The sequence below is a fragment of the Mesorhizobium sp. B2-5-7 genome (assembly GCF_006440875.1).
GTDB classification, from domain to species: domain Bacteria; phylum Pseudomonadota; class Alphaproteobacteria; order Rhizobiales; family Rhizobiaceae; genus Mesorhizobium; species Mesorhizobium australicum.
This window is the reverse complement of the sequence record NZ_VFUO01000008.1, coordinates 120726-147440: the sequence shown is the minus strand read 5'-3', so window position 1 is coordinate 147440 and position 26715 is coordinate 120726. Positions and strand designations below refer to the sequence as shown.

The following is a 26715-nucleotide window of genomic DNA, read 5'->3' as shown; positions in this document are numbered from 1 at the left end:
GTCGTCCTGCATGACAACGCCCCAAACCTCCGCCGGTAGCCTGATCCGCGAATGGCGCACGCGACGTCGCATGAGCCAGCTCGACCTCGCCATGGAGGCCGAGATCTCGCAACGGCATCTCTCCTTCGTCGAAAGCGGTCGTGCCGCGCCCTCGCGCGACATGGTGCTGCATCTGGCCGAGCAGCTTGCGATCCCGCTGCGGCAGCGCAATCAATTGCTGCTGGCCGCGGGCTTCGCGCCGAGCTTCAGCGAACGGCCGCTCACCGACACGACGCTGGCACCGGCAATGGCGGCGGTCGAGATGGTGCTCAAGGGGCATGAGCCGTTTCCGGCATTGGCGGTGGACCGGCACTGGAACCTGGTTGCGGCGAACACGGCGATCGGGCCATTCCTGGCCGATGTTTCCGAGCCCTCTCTGCTCCAGCCACCCGTCAATGTGCTGCGGCTCAGCCTGCACCCAGGTGGTGTCGCGCCGCGGATCGTGAACCTCCAGGAATGGCGCACCCACCTGCTCGAACGGCTGAAACATCAGAACGATGCTGCCGGTGACCCGGTGCTGGTGGCATTGGAGCAAGAGCTTCGCGGTTATCCCTCTGGCCTGCAGAGCAGCCGGCCGGCGCCGGTCGAGCCGAATGCGATCGTGCATCCGCTGCGGCTTGCCCATGGCGATAGGGTGCTTTCCTTCATCAGCACCATCACCGTGTTTGGCACGCCACTGGATGTCACCCTTTCGGAACTGGCGATCGAATCCTTTTTCCCGGCCGATGAGCAGACACGGGCGATGCTGGTACGCTTGGCGAAGGAACGGTCCTGATCACCCTTGCGGCAGCGCAGCTTTGCGGGTGCGCGTCCGCTCCAGACCCAGCTGCCGTTCGCGCCAGATGATGAAGATGCCGGCGGCGACCACGATCACGCCACCGACCAGCGTGCCGGGCGAGGTCACGTCGCCGAAAACGAAGTAGCCGACGACGACGCCCAGGATCATCGAGGTGTATTCGAAAGGCGCCACGACCGAGGCTTCGGCATGACGGTAGGCCGCGGTCATCAAAATCTGGCCGAGCCCGCCACAAAAGCCGGCGAGGATGAGCAACGTGGCTTGTATTGGCGTCAGCGACTGCCAGCCGAAGGGCAGCGTCAACAGCGAGAGCACGCTCGCCGTCGACGAGAACCATAGCACGATGGTCGCCGTCTTCTCCGTCTGCACGAGATTGCGCACCAACAGCATGGCGACAGCGGAGATTGCCGCGGCCGCCAGCGCGGCCATGACGCCCAGGACCTCCTGGTCGTCGAGACCTTCATCCGAATTGAGCAGCGTCAGTTCCGGCCAGGAAATGACGAGCACGCCAATGAGGCCGATCGCGACAGCGCTCCAGCGATAGACGCGGATCGTCTCGCCAAGGAAGACCGAGGAGAACACCACGACCAGCAGCGGCTGTGCATAGTTCAGGGTGATCGCCTCGGGAAGAGGCAGCCTGGTGAGCGCGAAAAAGCCGAGCCCCATGGCACCGACGCCGACGACGCCACGCGCGACGTGGTTGAAGGGACGTTTCGTGACGAATGCCGTGGCCAGATGTCCCTTCAACGTCAGGAAGACAATGATCGGGAAGATGGCGAAGAAGGAACGGAAGAAGACGATCTGCCCGGCAGGCACATCGCCCGCCGCCTTGATACAGGTTTGCATGCCGACAAATACCGCCACGGAGACGATCTTCAGCACGATGCCTCTCAGGGTGCCGTGGCCGCCCGTCGTCTCTGGTTGCGCCCCCGCTCCTGATGTCACTTTGGCAATGCGTCTCTGCCCGCGGTCGAGGGCACGCTACGGTTCTCGAAATGGCAGAACGGGAAATTGTCGGCGCGCCGAACGAAAGCGCCCATCCCGAATTTCGGTGTGACGGCCGTCATGACTGCCTCGCGACAAGGAAAGGATGACCTGAATTAGGCCCTGCCGCAGTTTTGTCGAGGGAGTGTTTCGTGTAAAGAGCGCGGACTTCAAATTTTTGGACCGGTCAGATCATGTCCGGTCCCCGGAAAAGACAGGAAGAGCCAGGGAATGCGCACCGATACAGGCCAGGTCTTCAAACTCGAGGACTATCGCCCCAGCGACTACCTCATTCCGGAAACCAGCCTTGAATTCCGTCTTTCGCCGCAGGCAACGGTCGTCACCGCGATACTGACCGTCGAACGCCGCGAGGACATATCCACGTCGGCTCCGCTGGTGCTCGACGGCGATGGGTTGACGCTCAAACGCGTCGAAGTCGACGGCAAGGTGGTGAGACCGGCGGATCTGCTGGCGAGCCCCGACCAACTGACCCTGCTCAAACCGCCGGCGGCACCTCGTTTCCAGCTGCTGATCGAAACCGAACTGGCCCCAGCCGGCAACGAGGCCTTGATGGGCCTTTACCGCTCGAACAACGTGTACTGCACGCAATGCGAGGCGGAGGGTTTTCGCCGCATCACCTATTTCCTCGACCGCCCCGATATCCTGTCGGTCTACACGGTGCGCATCGATGCGCGACGCGACGAAGCGCCGCTGCTCCTGTCGAACGGCAATCCGGTCGAGAGCGGCGATCTCGCCGAAGGCTGGCACTACGCCACATGGCACGACCCCTTCCCCAAACCATCCTATTTGTTCGCGCTGGTGGCCGGCAATCTCGGCCAGGTCGCCGACAATTTCGTCACCATGTCCGGCCGCAAGGTCGAGCTCGGCATCTATGTCGAGCCCGGCAAGGAGGCGCTCGCCGGCTACGCCATGGACGCGCTGAAGCGGTCGATGCAATGGGACGAGGAGGCGTTTGGCCGCGAGTACGACCTCGACGTCTTCAACATCGTCGCCGTGTCGGACTTCAACATGGGCGCGATGGAGAATAAGGGTCTCAACATCTTCAACGACAAATACGTGCTGGCCGACCAGGAGACGGCGACGGACGCCGATTTCGCCAATATCGAGGCGATCATCGCGCATGAATATTTCCACAATTGGACAGGCAACAGAATCACTTGCCGCGACTGGTTCCAGCTTTGCCTGAAGGAAGGGCTGACGGTCTTCCGCGATCATGAATTCTCCGCCGACCAGCGCTCGCGCGCGGTCAAGCGCATAGCCGAGGTGCGCACGCTGCGGGCCCACCAGTTTCCCGAGGACCAGGGCCCGCTGGCGCATCCCGTGCGGCCGCGCCGCTACCGCGAGATCAACAATTTCTATACGGCGACGGTCTACGAGAAAGGCTCCGAAGTGGTGCGCATGATCCGCACCATTGTCGGGGCCGAGGTCTTTCGCGCCGGCATGGACCTTTATTTCGAACGCCACGACGGCGAGGCCGCGACCATCGAGGATTTCATAAAGGTGTTCGAGGACGCGTCCGGCCGCGACCTGTCGCAATTCGCGCTATGGTATCATCAGGCGGGCACACCCAACCTGACGGTAGGTTCGACGCACAATCCGGCCGCACAGGAATTCACGCTCGAGATCGAGCAGTCGGTGCCGCCGACCCCCTCCGAAAGCCGCAAGCGGCTGATGCATATCCCGCTCGCCTTCGGCCTGATCGGCGCCGGCGGCAAACCTGTCGCGTATAGCGGCGTCGAGGGCGCCAGCGTCGAGGACGGCGTCATCCATGTCCGCAAGCGTCGCCATGTGGTGCGTTTCTCGGGCGTGGCCGAGCGCCCGGCGGTGTCGCTCAACCGTGGCTTTTCGGCGCCGGTGACGCTGTCGGCCGAGCAGAAGGCGGCCGACCAGTACTTCCTCGCCCGCCATGACAGCGACGCCTTCTCGCGCTGGCAGGCCTTCAACACGCTGTTGACCGATGCTCTGATCGCTGCCTTCCGCCAGATCCTTGGCGGCAAACAGCCGGACTTCGCCCCACGGCTGACCGAGCTTGCCGGCAGCATCGCCAGCGACGAGACGCTGGAGCCAGCCTATCGGGCCCTGGCCCTGGCGCTGCCTGGAGACGCCGACATCGCCCGCGACATCGGCAAGAACATCGATCCCGACGCCATCCACGCGGCCCGACAGGCGCTTGCGCTGTCGATCGGCATGGCCAATGGCGAGGCATTTTCCGGCCTCTACGACAGCCTTGCCGACAAGAGCGCTTTCAGCCCCGACGCGGCGAGCGCCGGACGGCGCGCCTTGCGCAACATTCTGCTGGATTATCTCTCGCTGCTGCCAGGTGGAGCGGCGTTGGCGGCCGGGCATTTCCAGTCCGCGAGCAACATGACCGACCGGGCGGCCGCATTGGCCGTGCTTGCGCATCGCCACCACGGATCGCCGGAGGCAAGCAAGGCGCTGGCGGCTTTCGAACAGACATATGCGTCGGACCCGCTGGTGATGGACAAATGGTTCCAGATCCAGGCCAGCGTGCCTGGGCCGCAGGCGGTGGAGACGGTTCGCGCCCTGACCGCTCACCAGGGCTTCTCGATGGGCAACCCGAACCGGGTGCGCTCGTTGATCGGCACATTCTCCAGCGCCAACCAGACCGGCTTTCACCGCGCCGACGGCGAAGGCTACCGCTTCTTCGCACGAACGGTGCTCGAGGTTGAAAGGCGCAATCCGCAAGTGGCGGCAAGACTGGCGACGGCGCTCAGGTCATGGCGCTCGCTCGAACCGGGCAGGCAAGCCCAGGCCCGGGAAGTGCTGGTTTCGATCGCCAATGCCGAAAACCTGTCGGCGGATCTGCGCGACATCGTCGAGCGCACGTTGGCTTAGGCGCTCCCGCCTTCTTCCCTGCGGAAGACGGCGGGGTTCTAAAAGCCCATTATTTTAGTCGATTTTTAATCTTTTTTCGCTGGACCACTGGACAAGGCGAATCACCTTTGATTCTTTAATGGCGATTCGGAAGTGCGGTGTTGCCGGATCACCAGCACATAGAAATGCGGCATACTGAAATCGGGGAGTGCCATTTATGGCAAAGGCGGACGCGTGGGGCGCGCCCGGTGGGATGGTTTTTGCGCGTCGCGAGACGCGCGGCGACGGCCTTGCCGGGAATACGCGGCTCATTGCCGAACCGGCCTACAAGCGGCTTCTAGCGGCCGAACCGCTGCTGCGCCGGTCGATACCGGCCCTCATCGTCATCTTCCTGCTCGTCATCGCGGCGCTGCGTGTAATCTCGCTGATGAACGAGCGCGACGACGTGGAGCGCGATGCCAAGGCTATCCTGACGCTGGCCGCCGCGCAGCTCGCCAGTTCGCTCGCCACCACATCGGACACGCTGCCGGGCGCCACCCAGGACCTGCTGGAGACCACCAGCCGCCAGGGCGCCATGGGCCGCAGCCATGTGCTGGTCATCACCGACAGCGCCTTCAGGATCACCGCGGTGACGCCGCGTTCGGTGCCCTGGCAAGGCCATTCGCTCGACGGCCTCGTCCAGGGCGGCCAACCTCTGTTCATGTTCGGCGACCGGGCTGGCGTCATGGAGGTCAACATCGGCGGGCAGGACTGGTACGCGGCGGTCAGCCTGAGCAAGGACAGGAAGGGAGCCGCGGCGGCGCTCGTCCCCCAAGAGGCGGTCTTCGACACGTGGCGCAAGACCGTCTCGCTCAACGTCACCCTGTTTGTGCTGACGGCCGGCGTGCTGATCATCATCCTCTACGCCTATTTCGGACAGGCGGCGCGCGCGCAGGCAGCCGACCGCATCTATGTCGAAGCGCATCAGCGTATCGACATGGCGCTGGTCCGCGGCCGCTGCGGCCTGTGGGACTGGGACATGGTGCGCGGCAAGATGTACTGGTCACGCTCGATGTACGACATGCTCGGCTATGAGCCCTGCGAGACGATGCTGTCCTTCGGCGAGGTCGACGAGATCATCCATCCCGAGGATGGCGACCTGTTCGAACTCGCCAACAGGATCGTCGCGCGCGAGATCGACCACATCGACCAGGTGTTCCGGATGCGGCATGCCGATGGCCAGTGGGTGTGGATGCGCGCCCGCGCCCAGGTCATGGACCCGGAAGCGCCGGAGATCCAGCTCATAGGCATCGCCGTCGACGTCACCGAGCAGCGCCACCTGGCGCTGCGCTCCGAAGCGGCCGATCTTCGCCTCAGGACCGCGATCGAGAACATCAATGAATCCTTCGTGCTGTGGGATTCGGCTCAGAACCTGATCATGTGCAATTCCAAATACCAGCAGGACAACGGGCTCTCGGACCGCGACGTGATGCCGGGTGTGACGCGCGCTTCCCTGGAAGAACGTATGCTGGCCTTTGCTTCGGAGCGCCGGCTCGCCAACACCAACGGTCCTCAGGGCGGCGCCACGTTCGAGCGGCAGCTGTCCGACGGCCGCTGGCTGCAGGTCAACGAGCTCAGGACCAGGGACGGTGGCATCGTCTCGGTCGGGTCCGATATCACCCAGATCAAGCTGCACCAGGAGAAACTCGTCGACAGCGAACGCCGGCTGATGGCGACGATCCATGATCTCAGCCTCGCCCGCCGTGCCGAAGAGGAACGGGCGCGCGAACTGGTCGACCTCAACCGCAAATACATGAAGGAAACCGAGCGCGCCGAAGCGGCGAACCGGGCCAAATCCGAATTCCTGGCCAACATGTCGCATGAACTGCGCACACCGCTCAACGCCATCATCGGCTTCTCCGAACTGATGGAACAGGGGCTGTTCGGTCCGTTGGGCTCGGAGCGCTACGAGGAGTACGCCACCGACATCAACAGCAGCGGCAAATATCTGCTCGGCGTCATCAACGACATTCTCGACATGTCCAAGATCGAAGCCGGCCAGTTCTCGCTGGACCAGGAACAGATCGACCTCGGTCCGCTGATCAGCGAGACGGTGCGTGTCGTCTCGCTGCAGGCGGCGCAGAAGGCGATCACCGTGGAAACGCGCATTGCCGACGCCTTGACTTTGTTTGCCGATCGCCGGGCGATCAAGCAGATCGTCATCAATCTCCTGTCCAACGCGGTGAAATTCACCGGCCAGGGCGGCCACATATCGGTCAGGGCCCGCAACACGTCAGGCGCGCTGGTGCTGACGATCGAGGACAATGGCTGCGGCATCCCAAAGGAAGCCCTCGGCAAGCTGGGGCGCCCCTTCGAGCAGGTGCAGAACCAGTTTTCCAAAAACCATGCCGGCTCCGGCCTTGGCCTTGCCATTTCGCGCTCGCTGGCCGAGTTGCAAGGCGGTGCACTGAAGATCCGTTCGACCGAAAGCGTCGGCACGATCGTATCGGTGCGCATTCCCGTGAAGAAGGCGCCAATGGCGGTCAAGGCCGCGGCCTGAGCGACAGGCTCCGGTCGACGACCTCGGAGCGGAGCCCGTATCAACCAAATCTTACTGCACGCCGCCTTCGTTGCCTTCGCCATCCCATTGACGGTCATCGCGCCCGTCCTTCGGCAGTTCGCCCTTCTCGATCTTGCCGTCATTGTTCTTGTCGAGCATCGCGAAAAGCTTCTTTTCGCGGCCGGTGATGTCATCCGATGTCAGCGTGCCGTCGCCCTTGCTGTCGTAACGGGCGATGATGCGCCTGGCCATGCGTTCGAAGCGCGCCTTCTCCAGCGCGTCGGCGAGTTGAGCGACAGTCAGCTTGCCGCCATTGTCAGCGACAAGCTTCTTGAGCCGCGCATCCATGACATCGGAGAACTGGTCGAAGGTGATTTTGCCGTCATTGTCCTTCATAGCCTTGTCGAGCCGCATCATGGTGCGCTCACGCACGTTGGCGCTGTCGAGGTTCTCGGCATAGGCCGCGCCGCCGACGGCTCCGGCCAGGGCGATGTATGCAAGTGCGAGCTTGGTTGTCTTTCTCATGGTTTTCTCCTGTTGCATCGTCACCCCCGATGCGGCCGAACGGTCGTTGGTCGCGACCCTCCGGCACGAAGCAGAAGGTCGAAATCCTTCCTGACCTTTTGCGACGTCTCCTTGAGATGTGCTTCCAGCACACCGAAATCCGGCAGGTCGGTGACCGCCAGAAGCAGATCCGAAAGCCCCGGCGGAACGTCGTCACGTTCGAACGGTCCGGTGAGGCACAGCCGCGTCATCTGGGTCAGTGCCAGATAAAGGGAGTAAGCCTCGCCAAGGTCCTGCCGGATCACGGCATTGGCGAAACGGGGCGTCAGACGAGACAGGATCTCGGCCGTGCCGGTGGCGCGCGGCCCGGGCTCGACCTGCCCAGTGATGACAGCCACCTGGGCGATGAATTCGAGATCGATCAGACCGCCCGGTATGAGTTTGATGTCCCAGGGGTCGCGGGGCGGCTTTTCCTGCTCGATCATGGCGCGCATGTCGGAAGCTTCGGCTTTCACCTTCGCCGCGTCGCGCGATTGGCCGAGCAGCGCGGCGACTTCCGCTTCAACCTCGGCGCAGAGGCCGGCGTCGCCGGCAATCGGCCGCGCTCGCGACAGCGCCATGTGTTCCCACGTCCAGGCTTCCTGGCGCTGGTATTTCTTGAAGGCATCGATATGGGTGGCGACCGGTCCCTTGTTGCCGGACGGCCGCAAACGCAGGTCGAGCTCGTAAAGCACCCCCTCCGCCGTCGGCGCCGATACCGCGGATATCAGCCGTTGTGTCATGCGGGTGTAGTAGTGCGACGGCGCCAGCGGCTTTTCACCATCGGAGTCCTCGGCGTCCGCGTCGTGATCGTAAAGCAGGATGAGATCGACATCCGATCCGGCCGTCAATTCGCGGCTGCCGAGCTTGCCCATGCCGAGCAGCGAAACCACGCCACCGGCGATCGTGCCGTGGCGCACCGCGAATTCGGCGATCACCGCTTGCAACGCCGCCGCAATGGTCAGGTCTGCAAGATCGGAGAAGGCGCGGCCGGCGCGGGCCGGGTCGATCGAGCCCGCGAGCAGCCGCACACCGATGAGGAATTTCTGTTCGGAAGCAAATATGCGTAAGCGGTCGAGCACGTCCTCATAGGCCCTATCGCCCTCGAGGAAGGCGGAAAGCCGCCCCGAGAGATAGGCGCGGTCTGGCAGCTCGGTCAGCAATGCCGGGTCGAGCAAGCCGTCGAAGACATGCGGCCGGCGAGTGATGATGGCCGCCAGCCTTGGTGCCGCGCCCATGATCGTCGCCATCAGCTTGAGCAGTGCGGGATTCGACTGCAGCAGCGAAAACAGCTGGATCCCGGCCGGCAGGCCGGCGAGGAACTCGTCGAATCGGACCAGCGCCTCGTCGGCCCGGCGCGTCTGGCCAAAGGCCTTGAGCAGTGCCGGCGTCAGTTCCGTCAGCCGCTCGCGCGCTTCCGCCGACTGGGTGACGCGATAGCGGCCGAAATGCCAGCCACGGATGACACGGCAGATATCGCTCGGCCGCTGAAAGCCGAGGCCGTGCAGGGTCTGCAGCGTGTCCGGGTCGTCGACGTCACCGGTGAAGACCAGGTTGCCGATGCCGGCCGAAAGCTCGGGCGCGGTTTCGAACAGCGCCGCATAGTGGCGCTCAACCTGCTGCAGCGAGGCACGGAACGCCCCGGCAAACGCGGCGGCATCGGCAAAACCCAGCATGCGGGCGATGCGCTCCAGCCCTTCATCGTCTTCCGGCAGCGTATGCGTCTGCTCGTCGGCCACCATCTGGATGGCGTGTTCGACGCGGCGCAGGAACCAGTACTGGAGGGCGAGTGCGTCTCGTGCGTCTGATGTGATCCAGCCTCGGGCCGCGAGTTGACCGAGCATCGGCACGGTTTCGCGGCCGCGCAGCTCCGGAAAGCGGCCGCCGGCGATGAGCTGCTGGGTCTGGACGAAGAACTCGATCTCGCGGATGCCGCCGCGCCCTAGCTTGACGTTGTGCCCCTTCACCGCGATCTCGCCATGGCCCTTATGGGCATGAATCTGGCGCTTGATCGAATGGACGTCGGCAATCGCCGCGTAATCCATGTATTTGCGCCAGATATAGGGCTGGAGTTCCTTGAGGAAGGCATCGCCCGCGGCGAGATCGCCGGCCACCGGGCGCGCCTTGATCATCGCGGCGCGTTCCCAATTCTGGCCACGCGCTTCGTAGTAGCGAAGCGCGGCTTCAACCGGGATAGCCAGCGGGGTGGAACCGGGATCGGGACGCAATCTCAGATCGGTGCGGAAGACATAGCCATGCTCGGTGCGGTCCTGCAGGATGCGAACCAGCCGGCGCGTCAGGCGTGAGAACAGGTCGGTGGCGTCGAGAGGATCGACCACGGCGGGTGCCTCCGGATCGAAGAACACGACGAGGTCGATGTCGGAGGAAAAGTTCAGCTCATGCGCGCCGAGCTTGCCCATGCCGAGCAGGATCCAGCCCGATCGATGCGACGGGTTGTCGAGGTCGGGCAGCTTGAGCTTGCCCTGGCCATGCGCGTCACGCAGCAGGAAATCGACTGCCGCGCGCGTACAGGCGTCGGCGAGATCGCTCAACCGCCTTACGGTCAGCGAGGTTTCGGCCTCGCCCGAAAGATCGGCGAGCGCGATCAGGAAATGCGCCTCGGCCTTATGCCGGCGCAGCTCCATCATCAGGCCGGATTCCGAGACCGTTTCGGCCAGCGGCGCCTGGTCGATCGCGGCGGTGATCGCCTTCAGACGGGCCTCTATCGGCAGGTCGAACAGCCCGTCCAGGATTTGCGGCCGGCGCCGCGCCGTATCGCGCAGGAATGGCGAAAGGTCGAAGACAGCGGCGAGGAGATCCTGCGCCTTGCCTTTGCCGGCCAGGAATTTGGCCACCCGTGTCAGCCCCTCTTCGCGCGCTGCGTCCGCGATTTCGGCCAGCTCCTGTCGTGCCCGGGCTTCGTCGAGCGGGACAAGCGGGGTTTCCAGGCTGAGCAGCCAGTCTGTCTTGCTCCGCTTGGCAACGGCCGCCATCAGTGATCCTCGCGTGCCGGGAAACTCATGACCACGGATAGTCCTGGATTGCCAGGCAGCAGGTCAAGCCGGCCGTAATGGAATGTCATGACCGCCTTGGCGAGACTGAGGCCAAGGCCGGAACCAGGCTGCGAACGGCTCTTCTCCAGCCGCACGAAGCGCTCCGTCGCCCGGGCGCGATCGGCGTCGTCGGGAATGCCCTGGCCATTGTCCATGACGGAAAGCCTGATCTCGCCATGCGTGCGTTCGAGCTTTACACGGACCGCCGGCTTGGACGTCGAATCGGTCGAGTACTTGATCGCATTGTCGACGATGTTGGAGAGCGCCTGGCCGATCAGCTCGCGGTTGCCGTCAACGACAAAAGCACCATTCACCTCGGCGTCCAGCGAAACGCCAGCCTCCTCGGCCACCGGCTCATAGAGTTCGACGACATCACGCACGGCCGCCGCCAGATCGACGCGGTTGGTGTGCTCGGAAGAATAGCCCGCCTCCAGGCGGGAGATCATCAGGATGGCGTTGAAGGTCTTTATCAACTGGTCGGACTCGGCGATGGTGCCTTCCAGCGCCTGTCGATAGTCCGATGTCTTCTGCTTGCCGGAAAGCGTCGCTTCGGCCCGGTTGCGCAGCCGGGTCAGCGGCGTCTTGAGGTCATGCGCGATGTTGTCGGAAACCTGCTTGAGGCCTTCGTTGAGCGTGGCGATCCTGGCCAGCATGGCATTGAGGTTTTCCGAAAGCCGGTCGAACTCGTCGCCGGCGCCGGTCACCGGCAGCCGGCCGGAGAGATCCCCGCCCATGATGCGCCGGCTTGCCTCCGATACGCCATCGATGCGTTTCAGCGCCGCGCGGCCGACAAAGAACCAGATCAGGATGCCACCCAGGGCCATCATGCCGAGCGCCAGCATCAGCGAACGGCGGATGACGGCACGGAACCGCTCTGGTTCCCCGAGATCGCGGCCGACCAGCATGATCATCTGGTTCGGCAGCCGCAGCACCAGGGCAATGGCGTTGTGGCCCTTCTCGCCCTGCGCTTGCGCGTCGCTCTGGTCGGGCTGTGCGGTCCCCTTGTCGGCAGGCAAGTTGCGTAGACGGTCGAGTTCTCCCTCGCCAAAGCGCTGATAGGAAAAAGGGCTGGTGGTCCAGCCTTCGTTTTCGAGAACGCCCGGCTCGAGGCTCTGCACGTTACCGGTCAGGATCTGGCCGTTGGCATCGGCGATCAGATAGAGATTGGCGCCGGGCTGCCGCGAGCGGGCCTCGACCACGCGGACCAATACCGGAAGGCCACCGCGCTGATAGGCGCGGGCAAGGCCGAGCACCTCGTCGTTGATGGTCTCCTGCGTCTGCCCGGTCAGCATGCGCGCCGAGAGCGAAGTCATATAGAGGACGAGCAGCACCGCGCAGAGCGCGAAAAGCAAGAGATAAAGCGCCGAAAGCCGCGCGGCCGTCGTCTTCATGATGGCGGGCACGGAAAGCGCCATGCCGCCGCCTAGCCGCCCTTCAGCATGTAGCCGGCACCGCGAACGGTATGCAGGATCGGCTTGTCGAAGCCCTTTTCGATCTTGCCGCGCAGCCGGGAGACGTGGACGTCGATGACATTGGTCTGCGGATCGAAATGATAGTCCCAGACATTTTCGAGCAGCATCGTGCGCGTCACAACCTGGCCGGCATGGCGCATGAGATATTCGAGCAGGCGGAATTCGCGTGGCTGGAGCGTGATCTCACGGCCCGCCCGGCGGACAGAATGCGATAGCCTGTCGAGTTCAAGATCGCCAACCCGGTAGACGGTCTCGGCCTCCTTGGCGCTGGCGCGTCGGTTGAGCACCTCGACACGAGCCAGAAGTTCGGAAAAGGCATAGGGCTTGGTCAGGTAATCGTCACCGCCGGCGCGCAGGCCGGTGACCCGGTCATCGACTTCGCCCAGCGCCGAAAGGATGAGCACCGGCGTCGTGTTGCCCCTGGAGCGGAGGGCGGCAATAACCGACAGGCCGTCGCGGCGCGGCATCATCCGATCGATGACCATCACATCGTAGTCACCCGCATCGGCAAGCGCGAAGCCGGTCTCGCCGTCACCCGCAACATGCGCGGTATGACCGGCTTCGGTGAAGGCTTTCTGCAGATAATCCGCAGCCTCGCGATCGTCTTCTATGACGAGAATCTTCATAGGGCCGTTATACGCGATTTCGCTTGAAGGTTGAGTAGCCGGCATCTGCATTTTAGCCTTTGCCAAAGCGCATCGCGATCAAGACGATCGAGAGCGTACGCGATAAAATCTTTGTTCCGTGGCTTCGTTAGGCCGAACATGCCAGTTCCCGGTCATGTCGTTACCTGCAACCGAGGACCAACCGGCATCGGGCACGAGGGCCTGAGTGGGCAGCCACATACGGGCGCGGCAGCGGGCGATGGGAAGCCCGCTGCCGCTGAAGGAGAGCGCGATGACTGACTAACGGGCTCTCCTTCTTACTTTCCCATGCGGCGACTCGGGGGTGTTGAAACCGCCGCATTGGAAAAGTCGTCTCAGCCCTTGGCCACCGGCACCGCGACGAAGCGGTTGTTGTCGTCACGGGTGATCTGCATCAGCACCGCCTTGCGTCCGGATTTGACCGCATCGGCCATGGCCTTGGTGACGTCTTCGGTGCCATTGACCTCCGCCGAGTTGACCGCGGTGATGACGTCGCCCGGCTGGATGCCGCGATCGGCGGCGGCGCTGTCGGGGTCGACGTCTGTCACCACCAGACCCTTGCCGTTTTCAGACTTGGTGACGGTGAGACCGAGATCGGCCAGCGTGTCAGGCTTTGCCGGAGCGGCAGGCTGCTGTTGCTGGTCGTTCGAGGCCTGCTTGTCGCTCGCCGGCAGTTTGCCGAGATCGACCTTGACCGTCTGGCTCTTGCCGTCGCGCCAGACCGTGACATCAACCGACTTGCCGGGCGAATAGGCGCCGATCAGGCGGGCGAGTTCCTTCGGCGACGCAACGTCCTTGCCGTCGACCTGGGTGATCACGTCGCCGGCTGATATGCCGGCCTTCTTGCCGGGGCCGTCGTCCTGGGCGCTCGAAACCAACGCGCCATTGTTGGACTTCAGGCCGAGCGATTCGGCGATGTCGGAGGTGACCGGCTGGATTTCGACGCCGAGCCAGCCACGCTGCACCGCACCGCTCTTCATCAGATCCCCGACGACCTGCTTGGCGGTCGAGGCCGGAATGTCGAAGGCGATGCCGACGCTGCCGCCGGAAGGCGAGAAGATGGCGGTGTTGATGCCGACCACCTGGCCGTTGAGGTTGAAGGTCGGGCCGCCTGAATTGCCGCGGTTGACCGAGGCGTCGATCTGGAGGAAATCGTCATAGGGGCCGGCGCCGATATCGCGGCCGCGCGCCGAGACGATGCCGGCGGTGACGGTGCCGCCGAGGCCGAACGGATTGCCGACAGCCACGACCCAGTCACCGACACGAACCTTGGAATCGTCGGCGAAGTCGACATAGGTGAACTTGCCGCCACCATCGACCTTGAGCACGGCGAGATCGGTGCGCGGATCGGTGCCAACCAGCTTGGCATCGAGTTCCTTGCCGTCATTGGTCACAACGGTGAAGGCGGTGCCCTCTTCGACGACGTGGTTGTTGGTGACGAGGTAACCGTCTTCGGAGATGAAGAAGCCGGAGCCCTGCGCTACCGGGCGCGGCTCGCCATTGTTGCGGTCGCGATGACCGAAGCGACGATGACCTTCGTCGTTCTGGCCGCCCTGGTCGCCAAAGCCGCGGAATTCCTTAAAGAAACGACGCAGCTGCGGATTGTTGGGAAGATTGTCGAGGCCGTCCTGATCGTCGGAGCCATCATCGGCGGTCGGCTGGATCTTGGCCTTGACCTTGACGCTGACCACGGCTGGCGACACACGCTCCACGACATCGGCGAAGCTCGGAACCTGCGGGGCCTCGACGCGCACGGCGTCAGCGAGAACGGGGCTGGTTCCGCTGGTCAGCGCGCCAACGCCGATCGCACCGGCGACCGCGATAGACGCGGCAGCAGCCAGAAGACGCTTGCGGGTGCGGAAATATGAATCGGGGGCAATATTCATGGATCTCTTATCCTCTTTCAAGCGGACGCGCCTTGATCGGCATCCTCAAGGAACGAGAATTAGGGAAGCGCACATTACGACGCCATTTCCGGCACATGAAACTTTGGTAATGTTGGCGGGCGACGGCAGCCGTCAGTCGCGGCGGAGGATCGCGTCCAATGCGGCCTGCTCATCGACCGAAAGCGCTGCCGTTGCCGGAAGCCGGCGCGACCGCGCACTGAGCACTATAAACACGCCGCCGGCCAGAAGCAGGAGAACCGGCGTGCCCCACAGCAGCGCGTTGCGCAGATCGAAGCGTGGCTTCAGCAGCACGAACTCGCCGTAACGCGAAACCACATAATCCATCACCTGCCGGTCGGTATCGCCCGCGACAAGGCGTTGTCGCACCAGGATACGCAGGTCCCTGGCAAGGTCCGCATCGGACTCGTCGATCGACTGGTTCTGGCAGACCATGCAGCGCAGGCCTTCCGACAGCGCCCGCGCCCGCGCCTCGAGTGCCGGGTCGGCCAGCATCTCGTCGGGCTTCACCGCCATTGCCGTTCCGGCGAAGAACAACGCCAGCAACAGGACTATCGACGTCAACGAAAGCCTTGCCCTCATGGCAGACCCGCCGGCGCCACCGCCTGCTTGCGACGGCGCGAAGGCGCGCCGACCCGCAGGCGCCTGTCCATCAGCGACATCGCCGCACCCGCCATCATCACCAGGCCGCCGCCCCAGATCAGCGTTACCAGCGGCTTCCACCACAGACGCACCACGACCGAGCCGTCCTTGCCCTCGTCGCCGAGCGAAATGTAGAGCTGGGAAAGGCCAATAGTCTTGATGCCGGACTCCGTCGTCGTCATCTGCCGCACCCGATAGAAGCGCTTGGCGGAGCTGACTTCGCCGACAGGGCTGCCGCTGACGCCGATCAGCTCGAAACGCCCGCGATCCTCGCTGTAGTTCGGTCCCTGCGCAGGATAGAGCCCGACGAACCGCACCGTGCGGCCGGAGATTTCGACGGTTTCACCAGCATGCATGGACAGGATCTTCTCCGTCCCGAAGCAGAGCGTGCCAACAATGCCGAGCACGGTCAGGCCGAGGCCAAGATGCGCGAAAGCAGTCCCGAAGACCGAGCGTGGCAAACCAACCAGACGCCTGACCATTGTCGGCGCGGCGACATTGCCGACCCCCGCCTTGGTGGCGAGGTCGGTCAGCGCGCCGAGGATCAGCCAGACGCCGAGGCCGACGCCAAGCGCGGCAAGCACCGAAGCGCCGTCGATGAACAGGACAGTAACCAGCGTCGCAAGAAGTGCGGCTGCGAACGCGGCCATCAGCCGCTGCGCAACGCCGAAGACATCGCCGCGCTTCCAGGCCAGCAGCGGCCCAAAGGGAACCATCACGAGCAGCGGCACCATCAGGGGGGCGAAGGTGAGGTTGAAGAACGGCGCTCCGACCGAAATCTTGTCGGCCGAAAAAGCCTCGACCGCCAGCGGATAGAGCGTGCCGACGAGCACCGTGGCGGTCGCCGTGGTCAGGAATAGATTGTTGAGGACGAGCGCGCCTTCACGCGAAACCGGATGGAAGAGGCCGCCTGCCGTCAGCTTCGAGGCGCGCAGCGCAAACAGCGCCAGCGAGCCGCCGATAAACAGCGTCAGGATGCATAGGATAAAGACGCCGCGCGTCGGATCGGTGGCAAAGGCATGGACGGAAGTCAGGACGCCCGAACGCACCAGGAAGGTGCCTAGCAGCGACAGCGAGAAGGTGAGGATGGCGAGCAGCAGCGTCCAGATCTTCAACGCCGAGCGCTTTTCCATGACGATGGCCGAATGCAGCAGCGCGGTGCCCGCCAGCCACGGCATGAAGGAAGCGTTCTCGACCGGATCCCAGAACCAGAAACCGCCCCAGCCGAGTTCGTAATAGGCCCAGTACGATCCCATGGCGATGCCGCCGGTCAGGAACATCCAGGCGACCAGCGTCCATGGCCGCACCCAGCGCGCCCAGGAGGCATCGATGCGACCCTCGATGAGGGCGGCGACCGAGAAGGAAAAGCAGATCGAGAAGCCGACATAACCGAGATAGAGCATCGGCGGGTGAATGGCGAGGCCAAGATCCTGCAGGATCGGGTTGAGATCGCGGCCTTCGATGGGCGCCGGATTGAGCCGGATGAAGGGATTGGAGGTCACCAGGATGAACAGGAAGAAGGCAGCGCCAATAGCGCCCTGCACGGCGAGCACATTGGCGCGCAGCGTCGCCGGCAAGTTGGAGCCGAAAGCGGCCACAAGCGCGCCGAAGAAGGTCAGGATCAGCACCCAGAGCAGCATCGAACCTTCGTGATTGCCCCAGGTTCCGGTGATCTTGTAGATCAGCGGCTGCAGCGAATGCGAGTTCTCCCAGACGTTCGCCAGGGAAAAATCAGAGCTTGCATAGGCGCCCGCAAGGGCCGCGAAGGACAGCGCCGTCAACGCGAAACCGGTCACCGCGACCGGACCGCCGACCGCCATCAGGCGCTGGTTGTTCAGCCGCGCGCCAAACAGCGGCACGATCGTCTGCACCAGTGAAAGCGCGAACGCCAGAACCAGGGCGAAATGTCCGGTTTCAACCATTCGCGCGGCTCACACTTGCTCTTCCGCCAGAGTTACTCACTCTTGCTCTCCTGCCAGACGCCCTTGGCCTTCAGGCCGTCGGCTACTTCCTTGGGCATGTAGCGCTCGTCATGCTTGGCCAGAACGCTGTCGGCGACAAAGACGCCGTCAGGGCCGAAGGTACCCTCGGTGATGACACCCTGCTCTTCGCGGAAAAGGTCGGGCAAAATGCCGGTATAAGTCACCTTGACCGATTTGTGGGTGTCGGTGACCGAAAAGGCAACTGTTGCGCCCTGGCCGCGCTGGATGGTGCCTTTTTCGACCAAACCGCCGAGCCTGATGCGCTGGCCCGGCTGAACGCTGGCGGTGGTCAGATCGGCCGGCATGTAGAAATAGGACGCCTTCTGGCCAAGCGCATAGAAGGTCAGCCCGGTGGCGGCGCCCAGAAAAACCAATCCGCCCGCGATCACCGACAATCGTTTCTGCTTGCGCGTCATACCCAATTCTACTCCGTCGCCGTCAAGCCGAGCGAGGCGGCAAAGGCGGTGAATTTCTTGGCTTCGTCACTATCGGCGCCAAAGACCGCGATGGCGCGGCCCAGCGCATCGCGCGCCTGATCGGCCTTGCCCAGCACGACATAGGAACGAACCAGCCGCATCCATCCTTCCGGGTCGCGCGGATTTTGACGAAGTTTGTCGTCCAGGCCGGCGACCATGGTGTTGATCATGGCTTCCCTGTCCTGCTGCGACATGGAGGACGCCGCGTCGACATCGGCGGCATCGGGGCCTTTCGCGGTCGTGCCGGAGGCGACTTCCGGGCCGCCGGATTTGGCCAGCGCCTGTTCGACAGCGCCGCGCCACGGCGAATCCGGCGGCAGCGTACCAAGCATAGCCTGCCAGGCCGCGGCCGCTTCCTTGCCACGACCCTCCTGCGCCAGTGCCATGGCCAGATAGAAACCGGCTTTCCCATTGGCCGGGTCAAGCTTCAAGGCCGCCTCGAAGGCATCCTGGGCATCGGCCGAAACAATGCCGCCCGCCGCACCGGCGATCGCCTCGCCGAGACCGGCCTGACGGACAGCGCTGTCGCCGTCCAGGCGAATGGCGTTGCGGTAGGCCGCCGCGGCGTCGGCAAAGCGCTGCATACGCAGATAGACCGGCGCCAGCACGTCCCAGCCCCTGCCGTCGGAAGGATTGGCGGCAAGATGGGCCTCGGCGCGCGCCACCAGCTCATCGACCGAACTGTCGGCGGGGTTCTTGGCCAACCGCTCACTGAGCGGCTGCGACGGCAGGTCAGGCGAGCCGATCTGACTGTAGAGCCCCCAACTGACCAACGGAACCGCCAGCACCGCAACGGTCGCGACAAGCCGTACGGTGCCCGATGACCTGCCGGACGCCTTGGCCGCCATATCCGCGTTGCCCAGGCGAAGGATGCGGCGGGCGATCTCGGCGCGCGCCTCGGCCGCTTCAGCGGGCCCGATCAAACCGCGCCCGGCATCGCGGTCGAGTTCGGACAGTTGATCGCGATAGACTTCCAGATCGTGATCGCCGCTCGATGATGCGCCCTTGGAGGCACCAGCCAACGGCAAAAGCACCGCCAGGCTGGCGCCCAGCGTGAGAATTGCGGCTATGACCCAGAACAGCATGGTTCTTCCAATAACGGCAGAGCCCTGCCCTGCCAACACAGGCATCCTGCGACGCTTTGACGGCACGCGCCGAATGTCGCGATCGAAATCCACCGGCCGGATCGCAACGAGACCCGGCTGGCTAGGTCAATGGCGTCCAACTGCCGTCGGCATTGCGGCAGGCTGTTCCGTGCGCCGTGACGCTGGCGCCGCCCGTGAACACCGTCTGCGTGTATTGGCGGCAATCCTGCGAACCGACGCGGTAAGGCTGGGCAGGGACGACCTCGCCATAGCGTGAGGCCTGATCGCCCTTCCAGGTCACCTTCTGGCCGCTGGTGTTGTATTCGAGCGCCTTGTATTCGGCCTCGAGCGCGCTGCGCTTCTCCGTGTCGCTCAGACCGTTGCCGATCGACCCGCCAATGAGGCCGCCGCCCATGGCGGAGATGATCGACTTGGTAACGACCTTGCCGCCGGCCGGAGGCGTCGAGGCCGGTGTCGCCGCCACGGTCGGACCCTTGCCGCTCAAGGTGGTGCAGCCCGACACGGCCAGCAATGCGGAAACAAGCGCGACGCGAATCTTCATGCCAACAACCGGTTTTCTTGAGTTGGAGTCTGCCATGGATGCGCCGGGGGCCGCGTCATCGGAGAAGTAGGCGTGGCTATAGTGTTGATATTTGTCGGAAATTTGGCCACTGGCGGCTGCTCTGGGGTCAATCGATATGCCGCCACAATATGCGCCTTCCATTGCTGCCGATTGGCCTGGGTAGCATTACTGCAGGCTCCGCAATCGCACCGTCGCCTTCAGTCCGCCCATGCCGGACCGCTCGAGTGCGAGGACGCCTCCATACTCGTTGACGAGATCGGCGACAATGGCAAGGCCCAGGCCTGTCCCAGGCTTGGTCTCATCGAGGCGCCGCCCTCGCTTCAGCGCTTCACGGGCCTTGTCCTCGGGAATACCCGGTCCGTCGTCCTCGATGCTGATCTCGAACAGGCTCTCATCCTTGCCGGCGAAGGGCACGACCGAGATCGCGACAGCACTCCTTGCCCATTTCACCGCATTTTCGAGAAGATTGCCAAGCAGTTCCTCGAGGTCCTCGCGTTCGCCGGCAAAGACGATCTCGGTGGCCGGCAGCGACAGCGACAGGCTGGTCCGCGGGTTCAGCTTCTGCAAAACGCGCACCATGCGCTGCACCAGCGGTGCCACCGGCGTGCGATAGACGACGCTGTCGCGCTGCGCCGCGACGCGGGCACGCTGCAGGTAATGGTCGATCTGCTTTTGCATGGAGGCGGCCTGCTCGGCGATCAACTGTCCCTTGGCGCCGCCAAGCGCCCGGCCCTCGTTGAGCAGAACGGCAAGCGGTGTCTTCAGGGAATGGGCGAGGTTGCCGACCTGGGTGCGCGAGCGCTCGACGATGCGTTTGTTGTTTTCTATCAAGGCGTTGGTTTCGTTGGCTAACGGTTCGATCTCGGCCGGGAAGCGGCCGTCGAGCCTCTGTGCGGTGCCCTCGCGCACCATGGCGAGTGCGTTCCGGACCCTGCGCAACGGCTGCAGCCCGAACAGGATGGCGATGGCGTTGATGGCGATCATGCCGATGCCGAACAGGCCGAGATAGGTCAGCAGGCGGCGCTGGAACGTTCCTATTTCCTGCTCCAACTCGGTCTTGTTGCCCATGACGCGGAAGCGCGCGGCGCGGTTCTTCGCGTCGAGAACGAATTCGCTCTCGAACACCACCAGTTCCTCGCCATTGATGCCTTGCGCGGCATAGCTGCGCTGGAAATTGGCGTTGAAGGGAACATCCGCCACGTCCGGCGACGGGATGGTCCGGGTCATGGACGACGAGTGAAGATCGCCATGCACGCCTTCCGAGGCGGGCTCGACGGACCAGTACCAGCCCGAATTCGGTTCCGAGAAACGGAGATCGCCAAGATCGGGGGAGCCGGTCAACGCGCCGCTGTCGGAGATGCCGATGGAGCCGATCAGGTTGAACAGATGCGCCGACAACAGGCTGTCGAAGCCCCGCTCGCTGGCCTGTCGGTAGAGCGTTGTGATCAGGGTGAAGATGACGACCAGGGTCAGGATCGCCCACACGGTGGAGAAGGCGATGACGCGGAACGTCAGCGAGCGCGGCCACGCGCGCAGCGAGAGCCGTCTGCCCGCGGTCGGGTTGGTGGGGAGCGGTTCCGCCTTACGCCTCCGGCTCGCGCATGCGGTAGCCCATGCCGCGTACGGTTTCGATCATGTCGATGCCCATCTTCTTGCGCAATCGTCCGACAAAGACCTCGATGGTGTTGGAATCGCGGTCGAAGTCCTGGTCGTAGAGATGCTCAACCAGTTCGGTGCGCGAAACGACCTCGCCCATGTGGTGCATCAGATAGGCAAGCAGCCGGAATTCGTGCGAGGTCAATTTCAGCGGCACGCCGTTGACATCGGCCTTCGAAGCCTTGGTGTCGAGACGCAGCGGCCCGCAGGTCAGTTCCGACGAGGCGTGGCCGGCCGCGCGGCGGATCAGGGCCCTGACGCGCGCCAGCACCTCCTCGATGTGGAACGGCTTGGTGACGTAGTCGTCGGCGCCGGCGTCGATGCCGGAGACCTTGTCGCTCCAGCGGTCACGCGCGGTCAGGATCAGCACCGGCATCTTGCGGCCGCCGCGACGCCAGCGCTCGACCACGCTGATGCCGTCCATCTGCGGCAGGCCGATGTCGAGCACAACGGCATCGTAAGGCTCTGTGTCGCCGAGGAAATGGCCCTCCTCGCCGTCGAAGGCACGATCGACGACATAGCCGGCATCGACCAGCGCATCCGAGATCTGCCGGTTGAGATCCTTGTCATCCTCGACGACGAGTACGCGCATACGGGGACCAATGCCTGTTGATTGAAGATTTCAGATATAGGCCGATTCCGCCGGCCTGGGAAACGGAGGGAAGACCGGTCAGTTCTGCGGAACGACGATTTCGGAGCGGCGCGGACGTTGTCCGTCCTTGCCGGGCACGAGCACGACGATGACGCAGACCGGCTGGCCGCCACGCGTCGATGCCGAAGCCTTGGCGAGCGTTCCGCCATTCTGCTGAGCCACCTGCTGACCGATCGCATAGCAGTCGGATGCAGCCAGGACGATTGGGCTGGCCTGGTCGGGCTCGATGACCGGTATCGCCATTGCCTGCGACGCAAACAGCCCGGCGGCACTAAGCGCCAGGGTCGCGGTTCGGAAATGGGAGCGAAGCGTTTTCATGACCCGCGTTGTAACGCATCGGTGCTGAACGTGAAATGAACAGTGAACGGCCCTGAAACCATGCTCGCCACACCCCTGCAACGCGAGACAGACATCTTGGATTTCACCGCCCCCCAGTGAAACCCGCGAAAGCTCAGTCTAGACTCCGTTTTGGTGATATTGAAAGTGCGTCAGGCGTTTTCCTGCGTCAGCGCACGGAATCGCAGCAGGCCATGGTGGACAAGGAGTTCCTCATCGTAACGCGCCTCGCTGAATTCCAGCGACAGCCGCGTCTGGCCACGCGGGCCTATAACCAACACCGCTCCGGCAAGCCGCGCCTTGATGGCATCCATGATCGCCCGGGTCTCGGCCTCGCCATGCGCCTTCGACCAGACATGCAGCGTGATCAGCTGGTCGTCGTTGTTCTCGGCGCCGGTGTCCCAGTCAAAGGCAGAAGTCTGGCCTGAAGTCACATAGGGAAAGGCGACGTTGTCGGTTGCCCGCTCGAGCAGTCCGGCGCCACCCAGCAGCGCCGACAGCGACGCATCGCTTTTCAGTCTTAGAAACAGGGCCTGCTGCAAATCGCCGGGCGCGGTCATCGTCCATTTCCTCAAGCCGTTGCGCCACCGACAATGCTTTTCCAAAGCCTGCCCATGTCCGCATCCCTTCTCAGATATAGCGGTTCGCCACGCGAAGACGATGGCGATTCGTCATCGGAATCATGAACGCCGATGATCTCGAAAATACGACTTGCCGACAATCTCGTCAGTCGGCGCGATAGGGCCTGGCAAATTGACCATGAGCTTGCCTCTGATTGTCTGGTCACGCGATCTTGCCCCATATAGGCTGGTCCATACGACGGAATGTTCCTTGCCGGCTTGGCCGGACAGAGGAGCATGTTCCCGATTTCCGGAGCTGACCATGCTCGATCCAGAAAAGGCCAGGGCCGCGTCACGTCTGCTGGTAGGCCATTGGGACAATGGCACCCATGTCGACGCCATACCCGAGGAACTGCGGCCGAAAACGCGCACCGAAGGTTACGCCATCCAGTCGCATGTCATGGAGCATTCGGCGGCCCCGCTTTTCGGCTGGAAGATCGCGGCAACCAGCCTGGCCGGTCAAAGGCATATCAACGTCGACGGCCCGATGGCCGGGCGTCTGCTCGCCGAAAAAGCGGTCGAGGTCGGCGGGATCGTCTCGCTGGCGACGAGCAAGATGCGGGTCGCCGAGGTCGAATTCGCGTTCCGTTTCGGCCGCCAGATCCCACCTCGCGCCGCACCTTATGAAATCGCTGACGTGATGGACGCCGTGGCGACCCTGCATCCGGCGATCGAAATACCGGACTCACGATATGATGATTTCTGCGCTGTCGGCGCGCCGCAGCTGATCGCGGACAATGCCTGCGCCAATCTGTTTGTCATCGGCCAGCCTGCCGAAGACGATTGGCGCGACGTGAACCTGGCGGAGTACCCGGTGACCGGTCTCGTTTCGGGTAAGTCGCGGCACGACGGAACGGGCGCGGCTGTCCTCGGCGACCCGCGTATCGCGCTGACATGGCTGGTCAATGAGCTGTCGCGGCTTGGCATAGCGCCCCAACCGGGACAGGTGGTGATCACCGGAACTTGCGTGACACCGATCAGCGTCGCCGCCGGTGACGAAGTCATTGGCGATTTGGGCAGGTTCGGCAAAGTCTCGGTGCGATTCGTCTAGACCGGCTTGCTCCCCCGGTTCAGCCTGACCACGACGCTCCTCACCGCCAGAACCAGCACGGTGATGATGATCAAAATCACCGACAGGGCGGCGATCGCCGGGTCGATGTTGTCACGTAGTCCCATCCACATCAGGCGCGGCAGCGTGATGGCGTTGACCGAGGTGATGAACAAAGTGACGCCGATCTCTTCCCAGGACAGCACGAAGGACAGCAGCGCCGCGGTGACGATGCCGAATTTGATGTTGGGCATGATGACGCGCGTGGCGCGCGCCCAGACACTTGCGCCAAGCCCCCGCGCGGCAAGGTCGATGCGTCGGTCTAGCTGGCTGAGCGAGACCAGGATCAGCACCGTCGCGAACGGCACCGTCATCACCGAATGCGCCATGGCAACGCCGAGCCAGGTATCGTAGCCGAAGAAGGAACTGACGCCCGAGATGGAGGTGAGCAGGAAGTAGAGCGTGACCGCCGAAACCACCGGTGGCACCACCATCGGCAACAGCACGAAGCCGACGAGGGTCGCGGTGAAGCGCGGCTGGAACATCCAGACGCCGAGGCTGAAGCAGAGCGCCAGCACAGTTGAAATGGCGCTGCTGACGATGCCGATGCGGATCGAAAGCAGGATCGACTGGAGCCAGCGCGGATCCTCGATCAACGATCGGTAGTGGCGCAACGACAATTCGCCCGTCGGCATCGCCAGCATGCGGCTCGGCGTCAGCGACACGGGAATGACGGCCAGCAGCGGCAACAGCAGGAACAGCGCCACCAGGGCGGCGATAACCAGCGAGACAGGACCGGGGCGATAAGTCGGCATCAGATCAGCTGCTTCGGTCTGACATAACGAAACAAGAGCGCCATCAGCGCGCCCACGAACAGTACTAGCACGACGCTGATCGCGGCCCCCAGCCCCCAGTCCGGGCTCTGGAATATCCTGAGATAGATCAGTTCGGCGATCATGACGCTGCGCCCGCCACCGAGAATCGCCGGCGTGACGAAGAAACCGAGCGAGAAGACGAACACGATCATCGCGGAGCCGATGATGCCGGAGCGCGTCATCGGCACGAACACCGTCCAGAAGGTGCGCATGCGGCTTGAGCCGAGGCCGCGCGCGGCGAGCAGAACACGCTCGTCAAGGCTGCGCATGGCCGAAGCCAGCGGAAAGACGGCGAAAGGAATGAGGAAATGCGTCATGCCGACAATGACGCCGAATTCGTTGCGTACCAAAGTCAGCGGTTCGGAGATAAAACCGATCGACTGCAGCCAGGTGTTGATCAGGCCGCGATTGGACAGCAGTGCCACCCAGCCGAAGGCGCGTGTCAGCACCGAGATCCAGAACGGCACCAGGATGCAGAATTCGGCGATGAGGCGCTGCGCCGGGCTGCCGCGAACCCAGACGACCGTAATAGCATAGGCGGCAGCGACCGACACTATAGTGACGATCGCGGCGATGCGCAGCGTGCGGATGAACACCGACTGGACCAGATCGTCGGTGAGCAACGCCTCGTACTGGCCAAGCCCGGGCGTCGGCAAGGTGAAGCTCCACTTCACCACGCCGAGAAATGGCCAGGCATAGGCGAGGCCGAGAAAAAGGAGCAGCGGCGCCATCAACAGCGCCGCGCCCATCCTGTCAGAGAGAACGCCTCTCATGTCAGATCAGCATCGCCGCTGGTCAGGCGGAGATGATCTTGGTGTATTCGTCGAGCGCCGGCCCATAGTTCTTGGCGTACCAGTCCATGTCGAGCGGGATCTGCTTCTTCATGTTCTCGGGATCGACGGGGTTGATGCGCTTCTTGTCGGCGGGGATCAGCGCGTCGGCCGCCGGATTGGCCGGACCTTGGCCAAGCTTGTCGAACATGACGAGCTGCTTTTCCGGATCCTGGGCGCTGGCGATGAACTTCATCGCCGCATCCTTGCCGCCTGGGTTGTTCTTGAGCACGGCCAGCGCGCCGGGCGAGATCAGGCCCTGGTCCCAGATGAACTTGATCTTGCCGCCGGAATCCTGCTCGATCAGCGAGGCGCGCGTCGACCAGACGATCGCCATGGAGGCTTCGCCATTGAGCAGCACGCTCTGGCTCTCGGCGCCGCCGCCCCAATAGGCGACGACGTTTTCCTTGAAGGCTGATATCTTGTCATGCGCACGTTTTAGGTCGAGCGGGTAGAGCGAAGCCGGCGCGATGCCGTCGGCCAAAAGGGCCGCTTCCCAGCTCGACACGCCCCATTTGTAGAGCGAACGCTTGCCCGGGAATTTCTTCACATCGAAGAAATCGGCCATGCCAGTCGGTGCATCCTTGCCGTATTTCTCGGAATCGTAGGCGATGACATAGGAGAAGAAATAGGTCGAGGCGGCATAGTCCCAGCCGAAGCCCGGCCGCATCTTCTTCTTGTCGACGATGTTGTAGTCGATCGGCTCGAGCATGCCTTGGGCGCCGAGCGTAATGGCCGAGAACGGGTCGACGTCGACCAGGTCCCAGGTCGGGGCGCCGCTCTTGGACTGCGCGGCGATCGCGCCTTCGGTCGGGCCCGACCCGTCCATCTTGACCGTAATGCCGGTATCCTTGGTGAAGGCCTGGCCATAGGCCGCGTCGTAGGCCGTGATGGCATCGCCGCCCCAGTTGACCAGCACAAGTTCCTTCGCTGCGGCAAAGGCACCGGTCGAGCGCAGCAGCATCGGCGTGCCGGCGAGCACGAGGGCAGCGAGTTGCGCGAACTGCCGACGCGAGATCTCGCCGCGTCTCGTCCTTTCGGACAGCGTTTCGATGGCCTGTTTCTTGGTGTCGTTCATGTCAGTTCCCCTTTGTTTTCGT

The 26715-nt window shown here is 63.6% G+C and carries 22 protein-coding genes; 4 read left to right on the top strand and 18 right to left on the bottom strand.

Features of this window, described 5'->3' with window-relative positions; all coding sequences use genetic code 11:
* Positions 1 to 10 precede the first annotated feature (10 nt).
* Positions 11 to 814: a helix-turn-helix transcriptional regulator gene (locus FJ543_RS28480; protein ID WP_140878531.1), complete on the top strand. Its 804-nt coding sequence runs from the start codon at positions 11 to 13 to the stop codon at positions 812 to 814.
* Here the strand turns inward: FJ543_RS28480 and FJ543_RS28475 are convergent, their stop codons facing one another.
* Positions 815 to 1780, bottom strand: coding sequence for a DMT family transporter (locus FJ543_RS28475; protein WP_140618532.1), 966 nt, complete (start codon positions 1778 to 1780; stop codon positions 815 to 817).
* 270 nt (positions 1781 to 2050) lie between these two features.
* Here FJ543_RS28475 and pepN point away from each other — a divergent pair, with 270 nt between their 5' ends.
* Positions 2051 to 4696 carry an aminopeptidase N gene (pepN, locus tag FJ543_RS28470; protein WP_140878529.1) on the top strand — a complete coding sequence of 882 codons (2646 nt, stop codon included), beginning with the start codon at positions 2051 to 2053 and terminating at the stop codon, positions 4694 to 4696.
* 196 nt (positions 4697 to 4892) lie between these two features.
* The gene (locus tag FJ543_RS28465) at positions 4893 to 7214 is read left to right on the top strand and encodes a PAS domain-containing sensor histidine kinase (protein ID WP_140878527.1); all 2322 of its coding nucleotides are present in this window, start codon (positions 4893 to 4895) and stop codon (positions 7212 to 7214) included.
* A gap of 51 nt (positions 7215 to 7265) precedes the next feature.
* On the opposite strand, the gene FJ543_RS28460 is transcribed toward FJ543_RS28465, so the two are convergent.
* From FJ543_RS28460 to FJ543_RS28395, 14 genes are all read right to left on the bottom strand, one after another.
* Positions 7266 to 7739, bottom strand: coding sequence for a hypothetical protein (locus tag FJ543_RS28460; protein WP_140718127.1), 474 nt, complete (start codon positions 7737 to 7739; stop codon positions 7266 to 7268).
* Between the two features lie 20 nt (positions 7740 to 7759).
* Positions 7760 to 10750 (bottom strand): bifunctional [glutamine synthetase] adenylyltransferase/[glutamine synthetase]-adenylyl-L-tyrosine phosphorylase, encoded by a 2991-nt coding sequence (locus FJ543_RS28455; protein WP_140878525.1) that lies wholly within the window; start codon positions 10748 to 10750, stop codon positions 7760 to 7762.
* Positions 10750 to 12225 (bottom strand): ATP-binding protein, encoded by a 1476-nt coding sequence (locus FJ543_RS28450; RefSeq protein ID WP_140878523.1) that lies wholly within the window; start codon positions 12223 to 12225, stop codon positions 10750 to 10752. The genes FJ543_RS28455 and FJ543_RS28450 overlap by 1 nt, the downstream gene beginning before the upstream one ends.
* An 8-nt stretch (positions 12226 to 12233) precedes the next feature.
* A complete protein-coding gene (locus tag FJ543_RS28445) occupies positions 12234 to 12908 on the bottom strand; it encodes a response regulator transcription factor (RefSeq protein ID WP_041163488.1) in 675 nt (224 codons plus the stop codon).
* A 353-nt stretch (positions 12909 to 13261) separates the two neighbouring features.
* The gene (locus FJ543_RS28440) at positions 13262 to 14812 is read right to left on the bottom strand and encodes a Do family serine endopeptidase (protein ID WP_140618544.1); all 1551 of its coding nucleotides are present in this window, start codon (positions 14810 to 14812) and stop codon (positions 13262 to 13264) included.
* Positions 14813 to 14944: 132 nt separating this feature from the next.
* On the bottom strand, positions 14945 to 15412 hold the full coding sequence (locus tag FJ543_RS28435; RefSeq protein WP_140878522.1) for a cytochrome c-type biogenesis protein: 468 nt from the start codon (positions 15410 to 15412) through the stop codon (positions 14945 to 14947).
* A complete protein-coding gene (locus FJ543_RS28430; protein WP_140878520.1) occupies positions 15409 to 17394 on the bottom strand; it encodes a heme lyase CcmF/NrfE family subunit in 1986 nt (661 codons plus the stop codon). The genes FJ543_RS28435 and FJ543_RS28430 overlap by 4 nt, the downstream gene beginning before the upstream one ends.
* A 32-nt stretch (positions 17395 to 17426) precedes the next feature.
* Positions 17427 to 17870: a cytochrome c maturation protein CcmE gene (gene ccmE, locus FJ543_RS28425; RefSeq protein ID WP_015318623.1), complete on the bottom strand. Its 444-nt coding sequence runs from the start codon at positions 17868 to 17870 to the stop codon at positions 17427 to 17429.
* An 8-nt stretch (positions 17871 to 17878) separates the two neighbouring features.
* A complete protein-coding gene (gene ccmI / locus FJ543_RS28420; protein ID WP_140878518.1) occupies positions 17879 to 19015 on the bottom strand; it encodes a c-type cytochrome biogenesis protein CcmI in 1137 nt (378 codons plus the stop codon).
* Positions 19016 to 19136: 121 nt separating this feature from the next.
* Positions 19137 to 19577: a hypothetical protein gene (locus FJ543_RS28415; protein ID WP_041163489.1), complete on the bottom strand. Its 441-nt coding sequence runs from the start codon at positions 19575 to 19577 to the stop codon at positions 19137 to 19139.
* Positions 19578 to 19763: 186 nt separating this feature from the next.
* The gene (locus tag FJ543_RS28410) at positions 19764 to 21134 is read right to left on the bottom strand and encodes an ATP-binding protein (RefSeq protein WP_140878516.1); all 1371 of its coding nucleotides are present in this window, start codon (positions 21132 to 21134) and stop codon (positions 19764 to 19766) included.
* 46 nt (positions 21135 to 21180) lie between these two features.
* On the bottom strand, positions 21181 to 21846 hold the full coding sequence (locus FJ543_RS28405) for a response regulator transcription factor (protein ID WP_015318627.1): 666 nt from the start codon (positions 21844 to 21846) through the stop codon (positions 21181 to 21183).
* A 78-nt stretch (positions 21847 to 21924) separates the two neighbouring features.
* Complete coding sequence (locus tag FJ543_RS28400; protein WP_015318628.1) at positions 21925 to 22224, bottom strand: hypothetical protein; 300 nt, start codon at positions 22222 to 22224, stop codon at positions 21925 to 21927.
* Positions 22225 to 22394: 170 nt separating this feature from the next.
* Positions 22395 to 22802 carry a DUF3168 domain-containing protein gene (locus tag FJ543_RS28395; RefSeq protein ID WP_015318629.1) on the bottom strand — a complete coding sequence of 136 codons (408 nt, stop codon included), beginning with the start codon at positions 22800 to 22802 and terminating at the stop codon, positions 22395 to 22397.
* A gap of 322 nt (positions 22803 to 23124) precedes the next feature.
* On the opposite strand from FJ543_RS28395, the gene FJ543_RS28390 reads away from it, so the two are divergent.
* Positions 23125 to 23913: a fumarylacetoacetate hydrolase family protein gene (locus tag FJ543_RS28390; protein ID WP_140878514.1), complete on the top strand. Its 789-nt coding sequence runs from the start codon at positions 23125 to 23127 to the stop codon at positions 23911 to 23913.
* Here FJ543_RS28390 and FJ543_RS28385 read toward each other — a convergent pair.
* From FJ543_RS28385 to FJ543_RS28375, 3 genes are read right to left on the bottom strand one after another with little or no spacing between them, the layout of a single operon-like run.
* Positions 23910 to 24725 (bottom strand): ABC transporter permease, encoded by an 816-nt coding sequence (locus FJ543_RS28385; protein ID WP_140878512.1) that lies wholly within the window; start codon positions 24723 to 24725, stop codon positions 23910 to 23912. The genes FJ543_RS28390 and FJ543_RS28385 overlap by 4 nt on opposite strands.
* On the bottom strand, positions 24725 to 25558 hold the full coding sequence (locus FJ543_RS28380) for an ABC transporter permease (RefSeq protein ID WP_015318632.1): 834 nt from the start codon (positions 25556 to 25558) through the stop codon (positions 24725 to 24727). The genes FJ543_RS28385 and FJ543_RS28380 overlap by 1 nt, the downstream gene beginning before the upstream one ends.
* A gap of 22 nt (positions 25559 to 25580) precedes the next feature.
* A complete protein-coding gene (locus FJ543_RS28375) occupies positions 25581 to 26693 on the bottom strand; it encodes an ABC transporter substrate-binding protein (protein ID WP_015318633.1) in 1113 nt (370 codons plus the stop codon).
* Between the last annotated feature and the right edge of the window lie 22 nt (positions 26694 to 26715).